The sequence below is a fragment of the Bacillus sp. D386 genome (assembly GCF_006346415.1).
Genome location: NZ_VEMV01000002.1, coordinates 737,263 through 751,765, shown reverse-complemented (window position 1 = coordinate 751,765; position 14,503 = coordinate 737,263). Strand labels below are relative to the sequence as shown.

Sequence of the window (14,503 nt, the reverse complement as noted above, 5' to 3'; positions counted from 1 at the left end):
TGGAAGTATCTGAAGAAAAGTAAGCTATCTAAAAAGCAGATTGAAAAAAGGAGAAAAACATAATGAAGTATCGATCAGCATTTGATATAATTGGTCCGGTTATGATTGGCCCATCCAGTTCACATACAGCAGGAGCTGCCAAAATAGGAAGAGCAGCCAGAACTATATTTAGCAAACAACCAAAGCGAGCAATCATTTCGTTATACGGTTCTTTTGCAAAAACCTATAAAGGTCATGGAACAGACTTAGCCTTAATTGCTGGTTTACTGGATTTTGATACCTTTGATGAGCGTATTCCAGATGCATATAAATTCGCTGAACAGGCAGGAATGGAAGTTCAATTTCTGGTTGAAGAGGCTGTAGTTGAACATCCTAATACGGTTAAAATAAATTTGTTTGATGATGGAGATAAAAAGTTAGAATTAGTCGGCATTTCCATTGGTGGTGGAACGATTGAGATAACTGAAATAAATTCGTTTAAATTAAAGCTGTCAGGTGGGCAGCCAGCTATATTGGTTATTCACAGGGATCAATTTGGGCTGATATCATCCGTTACAAGTGTATTAGCTAAAAATGAGATTAATATCAGCCATATGGAGGTTTCGCGTAAAGAACGGGGAGACATCGCAATTATGGTAATTGAAATGGATCAAAAGCTCGGAGAAGAAATCATAGAAGAGCTTAGTTCATTGCCAAACGTAAACCATGTAATCCGTATGTAAAATTAAATACTGACAGCAAGAGGAGGAAAGAATATGTTTCGAAATGTGGCCGAGCTTGTAGAGCTGGCACAATCCAATAATGTTAAAATTTCCGAAATTATGATTAGGCAGGAAATGGAAGTGTCCGAGCGATCAAGAGAAGATATTATTGCTCAAATGGATGAGAACCTCGCAGTTATGGAACGGGCGGTAGAGAGAGGTCTTAATGGTGTTAAATCTCATTCGGGATTAACCGGAGGAGATGCGGTGTTATTACAAAACTATATTAATTCAGGTAAATCTCTATCTGGTAAACTTTTATTAGATGCTGTCAGCAAAGCAGTGGCAACCAATGAAGTAAATGCAGCAATGGGAGTTATTTGTGCCACACCAACAGCAGGTTCAGCCGGCGTTGTTCCTGGTACATTATTTGCCGTTAAAGAACAGTTGAATCCGACTAGAATGGAAATGATTGAATTCTTATTTACGACAGCAGCGTTCGGTTTTGTAGTAGCAAATAATGCATCCATCTCTGGTGCAGCTGGGGGTTGCCAGGCAGAAGTTGGATCAGCTAGTGCCATGGCGGCAGCTGCCATAGTGGAGATGGCTGGTGGAACACCGCAGCAATCCGCAGAAGCTTTTGCAATTACTATGAAAAATATGCTTGGGCTTGTATGTGACCCAGTCGCCGGGCTTGTGGAAGTTCCGTGTGTTAAACGAAATGCGATGGGAGCTTCAAATGCAATAACAGCAGCTGACATGGCGTTGGCAGGGGTAACAAGCCGTATCCCATGTGATGAAGTAATCAGTGCGATGTATGAAATCGGAAAGTCCATGCCATCTGCATTACGGGAAACAGCAGAAGGCGGACTTGCAGCCACTCCAACAGGCCGCAGATTGGAAGAAGAAATCTTCGGAAAACCAAAAGCTAAATTAGTAGATTACTTGTTGGCAAAATAATAAGAAGCGTCTGTCCGCATCAAGTTAAGATGCAGGCAGGCGCTTTTTAAATGGTTGTGAGTGTGGTCCTGAAATTAAATGGGAAGGAATCCATTAATCTTCTTTATGTGGATCTATAATCATGTAAGGCCTCATCATGTCATAATCTTCATGTTCCAGAACGTGACAATGCCAAACATACGAGCCGCTATATGGAGAGAAGCGCATGATCAAGCGGGTAATCTCTCCAGGAGGGACAGCAACTGTGTCTTTCCAACCGTATTCATTTGGCTTTGGAGGCTGTGCAGGTCCAGTAAAGATAATGGTTCGATCCTCGTTATAACGATCCAAATCAAATGGCCGGCGATCGAGTATTTGGAATTGGATTAAATGGATATGAATTGGATGAGTAACGTTTGTAAGATTCATTAAGCTCCAAATCTCAGTCGTATCTAATCGTGGTTTTTCTGTCACTGGATCCATCCACATTTTATTATCGAGTAAAAGCAGAGTACGGCTGTATTGGTCGGTTGTACTTACTAATTTGAGGTTGCGAATGGCCGATATATTGTTGTGTTTTAAAGAGGGTACATAGGATAATCTGTTGGGAATATGGCTATTGTCCTGGCTGGAAAGTGGCTGATTTACCCTGAATTGAAGGATATCACCTGTTTGATCAGCTGGGTCTGTATTAGGTCCAAGATTATTTTTTAGCGTGATGGTTTTGCCTTCATATTGGCTAAAATCGACGATGACATCCATTCTTTCTGCAGGTTCAATTAGAATGCTGTCCATCATTACTGTTTTTGGCAATAAACCGCCATCAGATCCAATTTGATAAAAAGATTGTCCGGAATCAAGTTCCATTTGGTAACCGCGTGTATTCGAACCATTCAAAATACGAAAACGATATTTGCGTGGCTCCACTTCTAAAAACGGCCATACCTTCCCATTTACAAGAATAGTATCTCCAAGAAAGAACGGTCTGATGGAAGGGTTTGGTAAACCTTCTGCGGGATTATCCGGCTGGCTTGGATAAAATAAAGAGCCGTCATCGTTGAATGTCCGGTCCTGTATCAATAGGGGAATTTCAAAAGAACCGCTTGGCAGTTTCAGCGATTTTTCCTGTTCATCCCGAATAATATACATTCCGGCAAGACCAGCATATACATTCAGTCTGGTAATGCCCATGGCGTGATCATGATACCAGAGGGTAGCTCCACGCTGATTGTTTGGATATTCATATACTTTTCTTGTGAAAGCTTCGCCAACTTCCTTGAAATTATTTGTAAACCAGGCATCCGGGTATCCATCACTATCGGGACGGGTTTCGCTGCCATGTAAATGTGTAACTGTTCGAACCTCCGGCATATGTTCTAGATGATGGAATGTTTTATCGACAGGGAGAAAATGCTTGTCAGGAAGATTATTCTTCCATTTAACCTTTACAACCTCCCCCTGCTTGGCTTCTATAGTAGGCCCGGGATATTGGCTGTTATAACCCCATAAGCGAGTTGGCGGTAAATCTCGGTGTAGCTTTTGTTGAAACTCCTGCATTCTTACTTCATAATATGTTCCGCCTCGACCATTCTCCTTGGGATTCAGGGTTTTCATAATTTGGAGTGGATCCACGAACTTTTCCAGTTTTGGACTCATGTTGTCGGTCTCCTTTTTCACAATATACATTAGACTATGATGAACAGGATGGTTTGAAGTGGTCATTTGGACTAGTAAAGAGAGATAAATTAGTGAGAATAGCGGAGCGGCGATTGTTTAAAGAAAATGCATTAAAATTTTTAGCAATAAAAAAGGGAACAACAGACTGGCTGAAGTTCCCTGAATCTATTTATTTGAGTACCTTCCACAAATCAGTTCCAGTTGAGAATGATGAAGCAATAAATGAAACCGAAAATGAGAAGACTGCTGAAATGCCTGCTTAATTTTGCTAAAATAAAGATAATTATGCTGAAGGAGCTTAGAAATGGCTATCCAAATCTTTATATTAAGCAAACTAATGGAGGATAATAATTATCCTTATAAATTAAAAAAGCAGCTTTCAGAGCCAATTCCATTGGATCAATTAGGTGGATTAACAGAAAGCAAACTGTACTATCACTTTGAATCGTTGGCTAAACAGGGATTGGTTGAACAAGTTGAAGTTATAAAAGAGGAACATCGTCCAGATAAACAAGTTTTTGCGATTACGGATAAGGGACGTGAAGAGCTTCCTAAGAAAATATACAAACTGTTGGAAAATGCCGAGGATATCAGTGATATGGTAGTAGGTATTGCTAATATCAGGTATGTCGATCGTGATCGGGTTCTAACTATTCTTAACAAGAAATCAGAGCATATCCGTGCTCAATGGATGCATATTAAAGATTTTGAAAAAAAGGTTGAAGTAGACGAGGAAAACAAGAACCTTGTAGAGTTTATAGGGGAGTATGTGACTGCTAGAGTAGATCATACTATTTACTGGTTGGAAGAGTTAATCAAACAGATCAAACAGAGGAAAATATAAATTAACAGGAACTATATTTTTTTGAAAAATTACAAAAGATTTGGAGATTTTAAGGCACCACAAATGTTAGAGTCTACTAACAATTGTGGTGCCTTTTATATGCTGCCTAATAAAGTGTTGGCGATACCTATCTAGAAGGAGAGGTGTTCTATAAAAATGAAATATAGATTGGTCAGCTTCTCACCAATAAACTCCTATATTTTATTTCTACTAGAATTGGACACAAAGATTTTCTCATTTATAAAGGTACATATATTTATGGTTCTTTTATCTACTTCACAGAATTATCATTCACCATACAACATTAGATAACTGCTGTTATTAAAAATTCTGGTAGAAATATAGGATAAATTTCATGTATTTTTTTTGAAAAAAGAGGTTTAAAACTTAGAAATACCATATCATTTGCAATCTTTTTAACCTGTAATTTATAGTAATAATAGAAGTTGTTTATAATTATTATAGATTGAAATTAATTCCAAAGATGGTACTCCTTAATACTGTATATTCATCATACAGGGGTTATAAGGAGAGCTATTAAAAGAGGAGGTTTTCAGTATGGCAGAGAACAAAGATCATAATGGTTCAAAGAAAGAAGAAATGAAACGCGAGACTTTGACAACTCGTCAGGGCCATCCAGTAACGGATAACCAAAATATCCGCACAGTCGGAAATCGTGGACCTGCAACACTTGAGAACTATCACTTTATTGAAAAGATTTCCCACTTTGACCGTGAGGAAGTACCTGAGCGTGTCGTTCATGCTCGTGGTGCAGGAGCATTTGGATATTTCGAAACATATGGAAAAGTTGGCGATGAGCCAGTAGAAAAATATACTCGTGCAAAAGTATTTTCCGGTGCTGGAAAACGTACCCCATTAATGGTTCGTTTCTCTACAGTGGCAGGTGCAAAAGATTCATCTGAAACAGCACGTGATCCACGTGGATTTGCTGTTAAAATGTATACAGAAGACGGTAACTGGGATTTGGTTGGGAACAACCTTAAAATTTTCTTTATCCGTGATGCAATGAAATTCCCTGATATGATTCATGCATTTAAAGTGGATCCAGCTTCAAACGTGGCAGATCCTAGAAGGATGTTTGATTTTGTTTCCCGCACACCTGAAGCAACACATATGATTACATTCCTATTCTCTCCATGGGGTATTCCAGCAACATACCGCCACATGCAGGGATCTGGTGTAAATACGTATAAATGGGTAAATGATAAAGGCGAAGCAGTGTTGGTTAAATATCACTGGGAGCCAAAACAAGGAATTCGTAACTTGACACAAGAAGATGCAGATTCTATCCAGGCTAAAACAACTGCCCATGCAACACAGGATTTATATGAAGCGATTGAACGTGGAGAATACCCTGAATGGGAGTTATATGTACAAATTATGGAGGATGATTATCATCCTGAACTTGATTTTGATCCTCTTGATGATACTAAACTATGGCCAGAGGACAAATTCCCATGGTTGCCAGTTGGTAAAATGGTATTAGATCGTAATCCGGTCGATTATCATGCTGAAATTGAACAAGCTGCCTTCGGTACTGGAGTTCTTGTTGATGGTATGGATTTCTCAGACGATAAAATGCTGCAAGGACGTACATTCTCCTACTCTGATACACAACGTTATCGTGTAGGACCGAACTATCTTAAATTGCCAGTGAATGCACCAAAAGTGCCAGTTCGCACTAATCAGCATCGCGGCCAAATGGATGTTCGCGATCCAAAAGAATCCGGAGATAATCCGCATATTAACTATGAGCCATCTATGGTTGGCGGATTCCAGGAAGCAAGTAAAGAAGAACGTCCGCAACACCGTCCAACATACAATGCTGCAGTCATGAGTGAACCAATTGACCGTCCTAACAACTTTGGTCAAGCAGGTGAAACATATCGCAGCTTTGAGGATTGGGAACGTGATGAGTTAATTAACAACCTATCCAATGCTCTTGCAATTTGTGATAAACGTATTCAAGATGCCATGGTGGAATACTTCACTCAAGCAGATGAAGAATATGGACGCCGTGTAAGAGAAGGCATCGAAATGAAAATGAAAGAATTAGCAGAAATGAAGGAAGAATCTGCAGTACCAGGCCGTGAAGCAGGTAAATCCAGATTCGGTCAAGGTACGGCAGCAGCAATGGAAGCAACAAAAGATGCTGTGAAGAAAAGCCATGAGGCTGATCCATATTAATAGATGGACTAAAAGAAACTGCCAGTCAATTTGACTGGCAGTTTTTTAATGACGATTTGTTATTGAAGCAATAGAAGTAGTTAGAGATAAATGATAGAAAGAGAGGATTCCCTTTATTAAATCGCCTTCCCAATATGATAATTAGGAACTTTGGTTTTCAGAATCTTCATACATGATTTCGTTCATATCTTCAATCAATTGCTTCAAGTCTTCCTGATGTCTCAATGCAGCAAAACGCAAAGAAGATACAAATAGAGGATAAATATAAGTGAGGCTGATAAATTCTAGATAATCATTGAGATTACTGGCCTCTTCGGGATCTATAGCCACCCCTGTTGAAATCATATAATCATAATCTTCTTCTGCAGCATAAGCGATTTCAAACATTTGGTGACCAGCATCATTATTAGCTTGTTCTGCCACTTTTTCCATTTCCTCCATTAAATAATCAATATTGACGCTTAAATAGAGGGCAGCTTGCGGAAGGAAATTATAATCAGCATAGAGTACTAAACAACCGTCTCCTTCACCTTCTTCCCAGATTGGATACAGGGTAGGTGATAATCCTGGAAAGGGAAAATCGGGTACTTCCTCAAAATGAAAATATGTTTGCTTAGCTCTTTTCCCATAGCTTACTAGATCTTCATAACTGATCTCTTCAGCCAGTTTTCCACTAACAGAATTTCCTTGCCCAGTTTTAATCATCGCTCTTTTCATTAGCCTTCCACTCCTTTGTAATTTGTTCGTTTATCCCTTTTTCCAGCGTGCTAATCATAGAAAATATTGAACATGTGTTTGGCAACAAATTAAAACTACTGAGGTGTTTATCTCTAGCTCATCTTTAAAAAGCTAAAAACTAACCTAAATAAACGTCATTTCATGGGATAGGAAGGAATGACTTTTTTAGTGATGTAGTATGTATTTTAAATTGATTGGCAAACTTATGTAAGATCCTCAAGGAGTACAGTCTAGCAGAGCAAGATTGCTAAGATTTGTATTCTTATTTGTTAATATATGTAATATTGTGACATCTGAGAAATCAAAGATAAAGAGAATCTACGAAAATCAATCAATATTTTGGAAAATATTTAACTAAAATAGATAGCATTATAAAATTGTAAAAGAATTGTTGGTATACGCTGGCTTGCAAAACCTTGTGAGGGCTCTTTCATTTTTTAAATGACTATAAATGTTAACAATTACAGAAATATAAATCTATTAGTATGTTAAAATATTCCTGTATAGAACTAGTGTACAGGAGTTGAAAAGATGAAAAAAGCTTTATTTATCATGATCAGTTTATGGTCCATTTTTTTGTTGATGGGATGTAATTCGGAAGAGGAAAGTAAAGAAGAAGGACAGGATATAAGGGAAATGGTTCAAGATTATAGTACGGGGAGTTTTGATAATGTCTCTGCGTCCATTACATCACGTAAGTTAATTGTGAAGGATGATAAGGAGAAGTCTTATGATCTTCCTGCGGAAGAGTTTTTTGTTTCCATTGCACCCTATGTTAAAGAGACTCATCCATGTGAAATCCACAGTTTAACAGGCTGCCAGGGGGAACTGGTTAATAAGGATTTCAATGTATATATTCAAGATGAAGATGGCAAGGTCATTGTTGATGAAACCATGACTTCCTTGGAAAATGGGTTTATAGATATATGGTTACCACGGGAGAAAACATATCAGGTAAGAATTAACTATGGAGAAAAAACATCTGAAACGACGATTTCTACCTTTAAGGACGACAATACCTGCATTACTACAATGCAATTAATATAGGTGTCTATTCAGAAATATGTTTGAGATTAACTATCCGCTGATTTTTTTATCTATACAAATATAAAAGTAGAGAGTGAACTAAAGGAAATAAATTGGGAATTACAACAAAAATTCAAAAAAAATCTACAAAGATTCCACCCCATAAGCAAAAGTAAAATCCGCCAATTTAAACGATGGGCGGATTTTTTATATCAATGATTTATCTATTTGGTTACTGTGCTTACAAATCATTTAACGAGATAATATCCCCGCTCGAGGCGCGTACTCCATAATGACAATCTAATAGTCCGCATAATATATATTTATTTTGCTGAGAATCAAAGACATAACGAGGTGTCAGCTCAAAATGATCTTTAATTTTTTGATAAGCTTCGTTTTTATTGACCAAAACTTCTTCTGAGCAAGAAAAATGACCAAATTGATCAATAAAAGGCTGATTATCCATGTAATTAATAGCTTGCAAACTCTTCGCATCAAAAATAATCATAAGCTTTCTATGAAAAACACATTTAGTGTCTTCTTGATTTAATCGTAATATTGCGTGGATGTATCCTTGATCACGGTGTAGAGTTTTCAGTGTCCAATTTCCTGTTTCATTTGAGTATACCTGGCGCAAAAATTCAGTGACCCCTACTATACATTTTTCTTCCTCAGCTTTACTAATTGGGAATGAATCCGGGCTCTGCTCATTGGATATTGCTTGCTCGATTGTTACATCCCAACTCAATTTAAGTTCCTGTCTTTCAAATGGTTTGAGGTTGGGTTCATCCCAATATATAGGTTTATTTATTTCTAAGGGTCTCATATCTTTGTTGAAATCTAATGGGATTACAGATTTCTGTTCATTTGTAACATAAATTTCCTCCACGCCATAAACGGGGATGAGTTGTTCCGATTCAAAGGATGGGAAATTGAGTAACTTTAATTGTTTCCATGCAAGGTGTTCTATTGATTCAAGAGATAGTGTGTATACTTCTTTCTTTATCATTTCATTGGGTGGAAATAGACCATGTTTAGAGTAGAGGGTGAGGTTACCATTATGATCTACAATCACTTTAATATGACCCGAGGGAGAAAAATATATATCTTCAAAGCATGCTTCAAAGTTAAATTCCCCATTTTCTTCTTTATGCAATTTAAAGTGCTTCCCATATGACAAACCAGTTTCTTGTTCAATCCAGTTTACAACGGTGTCTCTATTAACTTCAGTAAATCTAAAGCCGTTTGCATAAGAAATGTCACCTACAAAAATTACTCTCTCATATCTTAGGCTATTAATATCTAATTCAATAACTGCTGTGCCCTCAGGGTTAAGTTCTTCTTCCTCTTGTTCCTCCACATGATTAGGAAACCACTCCATTTCAAGAAAATATACCGTCTCATTTAAGATATTTAACTTGCGAGATAATGAATGTCGTTTCAAATAATAATTATCCAAACCAAATTTAGCTCTGGTAGAATCAATTAATTCGTTTATTTTTATATTCATATTTTGCACCTACCCCTTTATAATCAGAACGCATATTACCTTAATTATACAGAAGAGTGAGCTTTAGGTTATAAATTATTAATTCTTCGATTATTAGTAATAACAATAATTCATACAAAACATAGCTAATTAGTTGGAATTGACTATTGACGTAATGTTTGGATAAATTGTAAGATTATTCTTAATCATTAATTTGATAGCTCGGATTTAAAAAATTTAAGCAGTATTTGAGGTGTTCAAATGACAGAACGATTTTATGACCAATTAAGTAAAGATTTTGAGGAAATGGTTTCCTGGAGGAGATATTTACATCAAAATCCGGAATTGTCATTTCAAGAGTCCAACACTGCTAAATTCATTGCAGATAAGCTGCGAAGCTTTGGGATCAACGTGAAGGAGCAGGTTGGAGGAAATGGAGTGATCGGTGTTATTGAGGGCAATCATCCGGGAAAAACCATTGCTTTCCGAGCTGATTTTGATGCTTTACCAATCCATGATGAAAAGAACGTTGAGTATAAATCAAGTGTTGACGGAGTCATGCACGCTTGCGGTCACGATGGACATACATCGGCTTTACTTGCGGTAGCGAAAGTATTAAACAATCATCGCAATCAATTAAAGGGGAAAGTAGTTTTATTATTTCAACATGCGGAGGAGAAGCCACCAGGCGGTGCAAAATTTATGATAGAAGAGGGTGCTTTGGATGGTGTGGATTTCATCTTTAGTGGGCATCTTGCGACTGATTTGCCTGTGGGGAAGATAGCAACAAGACCGGGTCCTGTCATGGCATCTGTTGACGCATTTAAAATCACCTTGCAGGGGGTAGGAGGGCATGGTGCAAGACCGCATCAAACCATTGATACTGTAGCAATTGGGAGCAGGTTGGTTACTAATCTGCAGGAGATAGTCAGCCGCCGTGTTGATCCAGTTGAACCGGCTGTTGTAACGGTTGGAAGCTTCCATGCTGGAAATGCCTTTAATATTATTGCAGATTCGGCCGTTTTGGAAGGAACTGTTCGCGCTATGAACTCGAATGTTCGTCAACAAATCGAGTTCGAAATTCGTGCCATTCTGGATGGGATGAAGGTTGCTGATAGAATTGAGTATTCATTAGAGTATATCCACGGATATCCAGTCCTGGTCAATCATAAAGAGGAAGCCTTATTAATTGAAAAATTAGTAAAAGAAACGATTTCTTTGGATGCCTTTGTTGAAAAAGACATCGTCCTTGGAGCTGAGGATTTTGCTTATTATCTGGAAGAGAGACCAGGGGCATACTTCCATGTTGGAGCACATAATGAACAGGCAGAAACACAGTTCCCTCACCATCATCCGCGATTTGATTTTGATGAAAAGGCATTGCTGCAGTTAAGCCGTATTTTTCTACAATTAGCTAATCATTATTTAGTAACAGACTAGGGGGAAGATTTATGTTTCAATTTGACCATCTTGTTCACTTTGTTAATAGCCCAGTAGAGGCAATAGAGCAGTTTCGCGATGTTGGCTTACACGCTGTTGAAGGCGGTAAGCATGAGAGTTTAGGTACATATAATTCTCTTAGTTATTTTGATTTAAGTTACATAGAATTGATCGGTGTTTATGACAAAGAGGCAGTAGTATCTTCCTCTGGTATGAAATATAGCTTAAGGGAAACATTGAAGAACGATCAATTCGTAGAAGGATTATCAAGGATTGCGCTGCGTTCCAATGATTTAGAAAGTGTTGCGGAGAGGTTTCGTCAACATGGATTGGATGTATATTGGCCGCACCCGATGAGTCGAAAAAGACCCGATGGAAGTGTGGTCAGCTGGAAGCTATTATACGCAGGGAAACAGGGAGCAAAACTAGATTTACCATTCTTTATTGAATGGGATCAAAAAGACGAAGAACGCAAACAGGATTTAAAAGATCGATCTGTCATCGCAAAGCATGAAAAAGGTGACATTCATTTATCATACGTAGGATTTGCTGTTCAAAAGCATGATGAAACAGCGAAAAAATGGGCTGAATATTTAGATTTGCAGGAAGGAGAAACCTTTATCGATTCTTCATTGAATGCTACTGGAAAAAGGCTGCATGTAATGGGTGGAGATATTGTTTTATTTAGCCCGAATGGAGAAGGCCGTGTATCCGACATTTTAAATAAAAGAGGAGAAAAGCCATTTTTAGTCCAATTTAGCGGTGCCGGACAGGATGAAGAGGTCCAAATTTCTAAAGCAATCTATAGATTTTCAAAATAAATGAAAGATAAGGGTGGGGACCTATGAAAAAGCGCACATCAAACTATATAATCGGAATTCTATTACTGGTTGGTGTATTATTCATCACTGGTTGCGGAAAAGAAAGTTCAGGTAACGCTTCAAAAAATGGAGATAAAGAGATTACGATTGGCTATCAAAAAGGGAATACACTACATATTTTAAAAGAATCTGGCTATCTGGAAGAAACCTTGAAGGAAAAAGGGTACAAGGTGAAATGGGAAATGTTCACTCATGGCGGAACCTTGTTAGAAGGATTATATGCCGGTGCCATTGACTATGGACACGCTGCTGACGGATCCGGAATCTTTGCTCAAGCCTCCGGTAAACCACTTGTATATGTAGGGGCAGATGCACCAAATCCTGAAGGTGTTGGATTGATGGTTTTAAAGGAATCAGGGATTACTTCGATTGAACAGTTAAAAGGAAAAAAGATAGGGGTTTTAAAAGGTGGTAATCATCATTATTTAGCGGTACTGGCAATTGAAAAGGCCGGTCTGTCGGTTGATGATGTGGAGTGGGTATATCCGGAGGATGCTGCGCAGGGAAGATCCATTTTTGAAACGAAAAAAGTGGATGCTTTGGCATCCTATGACCCATTCTTTGCTGCTGCTGAAGTTGAATTAGATACGATCACATTTACAGAAAACGTGGATTATCAATATCCCAATCGTACGTTCTACTATGCAACGCCAGACTTTGCGAAAGAGCATTCAGATTTAGTTGATCTTATTTTAGAAACTACGGATAAATCAGACCAATGGGCAAATGAAAATAAAGATGAAGTAGTCAAGATTATGTCCAAGGCATTGGGGATTGACGAAAAGATCGTGAAAAAGCAGTTGGATCGTCGAACATTCGGAGCAACGAAATTAACTCAGGAGATTGTGGATACACAGCAAAAACAAGCTGATAAATATTTTGAAATTGGTTTGATACCGAAAGAACTCGATGTTTCTAAAGATATGCCAATCAACTAAAAAGGAATGAAGACAATGAATCATAAAATAGTTAGGAATATTGAGCCCTGGATTATTCCAGTTATCATCCTGATTGTCTGGGAAGTCGTCGCCAGATTAGAAATTGTTAATGCTTCCCTTTTTCCTGCCCCTATCAGTGTATTAATTAGTGGTTGGGAGTTACTCGCGAGCGGTGAATTGGTCACTCATATTGGGGCAAGCTTAGGGCGCGCTGTTGTTGGGATGGTGATTGGCGGACTAATCGGTTTTGCACTTGGTATATTTAATGGCCTTTCAGATCGCTCCTATCGTTTAACAGATACGAGCATTCAAATGCTACGCAATATACCGCACTTAGCATTATTGCCGCTCGTCATTGTTTGGTTGGGAATTGACGAAAGTGCAAAAATATTTCTGGTTGTATTAGGTGTGTTGTTCCCTGTCTATGTTAATACATTCCACGGCATTCGTAATGTGGATCCAGGACTAGTTGAAATGGGGAAAATGTATAAATTAAAGGGATGGAGATTATTTAAGGAAATTCTTCTGCCTGGTGCACTTCCTTCCATCTTCGTTGGTTTACGATATGCTCTCGGTGTAATGTGGTTAACCTTAATCGTTGCTGAAACAATTCCAACACAAGTAGGAATTGGCTATTTAGCAACGAATGCAAGGGAATTTATGCAAACGGATATCATTATATTAAGTATTGTAATCTATGCGTTACTGGGTAAACTGGCAGATATCATTGCCCAATTAGGTGAGAAAAAAGCGCTGAAGTGGAACGTAAGCTACAACAAATGAAGGAGGAGGTGGTAAGAGTGAGTAAGCTGGCAGCTGTAAAGTGGGAGAGTCAGAAAGAAATAGTTAATGATCAGGCGATTCAGATTGAAATCAATGATGTTAGCAAGCAATTCGGTGACAAAGAGGTATTAAAAAATATACAGCTAACCATTGAAAAAGGAGAGTTTGTAGCCATCATTGGGAAAAGTGGAAGTGGGAAAAGTACGCTTTTAAGACTTGTCGCAGGACTAGAGACTTTAACAAGCGGAGAACTGCTATTTAATGGAGTAGCATCCAATCAATCAACTGCCAATGTGACGATGATGTACCAGGATTCAAGATTGTTGCCATGGAAAAACGTTGTTGATAATGTAGGGCTCGGTCTTGATGGGAATTGGCAAGCAAAAGCAGAGGAAGTGTTGGACGCAGTTGGCTTATTATCGTTCAAGGATCAATGGCCGTCTACATTATCAGGAGGACAAAAACAACGTGTCGCTTTAGCGCGTGCGCTCATTCATGAACCATCTTTGCTCATGCTGGATGAACCATTAAGCGCTCTTGATGCATTTACAAGGATGGAAATGCAAAATTTAATCGAAACCCTCTGGCAACGAACTGGATTTAATGCTTTACTCGTCACTCATGACGTAAGAGAAGCAATTCGTCTGGCAGACCGGATAATCCTTATACAGGATGGTTATGTATCAATGAATGTAAAAGTCGATGCACCTAGACCGCGACAATTTACAGACAATAAGTTAACGTTATTGGAGGATAAGGTCCTGCAGCGAATTATGCAGGGGGAGTAGAAATAAAGCACGTCATTATTTTGGGGAATAAACTTGAAGAGATAAACGGTA

At 38.4% G+C, this 14,503-nt stretch carries 14 protein-coding genes; 11 read left to right on the top strand and 3 right to left on the bottom strand.

Features of this window, described 5'->3' with window-relative positions; all coding sequences use genetic code 11:
* The first annotated feature begins 62 nt into the window (after nt 1-62).
* Complete coding sequence (gene sdaAB / locus FHY45_RS08600) at nt 63-722, top strand: L-serine ammonia-lyase, iron-sulfur-dependent subunit beta (protein ID WP_066101280.1); 660 nt, start codon at nt 63-65, stop codon at nt 720-722.
* Between the two features lie 33 nt (nt 723-755).
* Entirely contained in the window at nt 756-1,661 is a 906-nt protein-coding gene (gene sdaAA, locus FHY45_RS08595) for an L-serine ammonia-lyase, iron-sulfur-dependent, subunit alpha (RefSeq protein WP_066101277.1), read from the top strand.
* Nucleotides 1,662-1,754: 93 nt separating this feature from the next.
* Here the strand turns inward: sdaAA and FHY45_RS08590 are convergent, their stop codons facing one another.
* A complete protein-coding gene (locus FHY45_RS08590) occupies nt 1,755-3,296 on the bottom strand; it encodes a multicopper oxidase family protein (protein WP_139891400.1) in 1,542 nt (513 codons plus the stop codon).
* A gap of 53 nt (nt 3,297-3,349) precedes the next feature.
* Here FHY45_RS08590 and FHY45_RS08585 point away from each other — a divergent pair, with 53 nt between their 5' ends.
* The 3 genes from FHY45_RS08585 to FHY45_RS08575 all read left to right on the top strand — a co-directional run bounded on the left by FHY45_RS08585 (nt 3,350) and on the right by FHY45_RS08575 (nt 6,369).
* Nucleotides 3,350-3,580, top strand: coding sequence for a hypothetical protein (locus tag FHY45_RS08585; RefSeq protein ID WP_139063792.1), 231 nt, complete (start codon nt 3,350-3,352; stop codon nt 3,578-3,580).
* A gap of 41 nt (nt 3,581-3,621) precedes the next feature.
* Nucleotides 3,622-4,161 carry a PadR family transcriptional regulator gene (locus tag FHY45_RS08580; protein ID WP_066101271.1) on the top strand — a complete coding sequence of 180 codons (540 nt, stop codon included), beginning with the start codon at nt 3,622-3,624 and terminating at the stop codon, nt 4,159-4,161.
* Between the two features lie 558 nt (nt 4,162-4,719).
* Entirely contained in the window at nt 4,720-6,369 is a 1,650-nt protein-coding gene (locus FHY45_RS08575) for a catalase (RefSeq protein WP_066101268.1), read from the top strand.
* Nucleotides 6,370-6,510: 141 nt separating this feature from the next.
* On the opposite strand, the gene FHY45_RS08570 is transcribed toward FHY45_RS08575, so the two are convergent.
* Nucleotides 6,511-7,086 (bottom strand): hypothetical protein, encoded by a 576-nt coding sequence (locus FHY45_RS08570; protein WP_139891399.1) that lies wholly within the window; start codon nt 7,084-7,086, stop codon nt 6,511-6,513.
* 552 nt (nt 7,087-7,638) lie between these two features.
* Between FHY45_RS08570 and FHY45_RS08565 the strand changes: the two genes are divergently transcribed.
* The gene (locus FHY45_RS08565) at nt 7,639-8,154 is read left to right on the top strand and encodes a CueP family metal-binding protein (RefSeq protein WP_139891398.1); all 516 of its coding nucleotides are present in this window, start codon (nt 7,639-7,641) and stop codon (nt 8,152-8,154) included.
* Between the two features lie 220 nt (nt 8,155-8,374).
* Here FHY45_RS08565 and FHY45_RS08560 read toward each other — a convergent pair whose 3' ends face one another.
* Nucleotides 8,375-9,643, bottom strand: coding sequence for a hypothetical protein (locus tag FHY45_RS08560; protein ID WP_066101257.1), 1,269 nt, complete (start codon nt 9,641-9,643; stop codon nt 8,375-8,377).
* Nucleotides 9,644-9,883: 240 nt separating this feature from the next.
* Here FHY45_RS08560 and FHY45_RS08555 point away from each other — a divergent pair, with 240 nt between their 5' ends.
* The 5 genes from FHY45_RS08555 to FHY45_RS08535 are packed head-to-tail and all read left to right on the top strand — an operon-like array spanning nt 9,884 to nt 14,452.
* On the top strand, nt 9,884-11,062 hold the full coding sequence (locus FHY45_RS08555; protein WP_066101254.1) for a M20 metallopeptidase family protein: 1,179 nt from the start codon (nt 9,884-9,886) through the stop codon (nt 11,060-11,062).
* Nucleotides 11,063-11,073: 11 nt separating this feature from the next.
* Nucleotides 11,074-11,883: a VOC family protein gene (locus FHY45_RS08550; RefSeq protein WP_139891397.1), complete on the top strand. Its 810-nt coding sequence runs from the start codon at nt 11,074-11,076 to the stop codon at nt 11,881-11,883.
* Between the two features lie 23 nt (nt 11,884-11,906).
* Nucleotides 11,907-12,881 (top strand): aliphatic sulfonate ABC transporter substrate-binding protein, encoded by a 975-nt coding sequence (locus FHY45_RS08545; RefSeq protein WP_139891396.1) that lies wholly within the window; start codon nt 11,907-11,909, stop codon nt 12,879-12,881.
* 15 nt (nt 12,882-12,896) lie between these two features.
* The gene (locus FHY45_RS08540; RefSeq protein WP_139891395.1) at nt 12,897-13,664 is read left to right on the top strand and encodes an ABC transporter permease subunit; all 768 of its coding nucleotides are present in this window, start codon (nt 12,897-12,899) and stop codon (nt 13,662-13,664) included.
* A 17-nt stretch (nt 13,665-13,681) separates the two neighbouring features.
* Entirely contained in the window at nt 13,682-14,452 is a 771-nt protein-coding gene (locus tag FHY45_RS08535; RefSeq protein WP_225983666.1) for an ATP-binding cassette domain-containing protein, read from the top strand.
* Nucleotides 14,453-14,503: the final 51 nt, after the last annotated feature.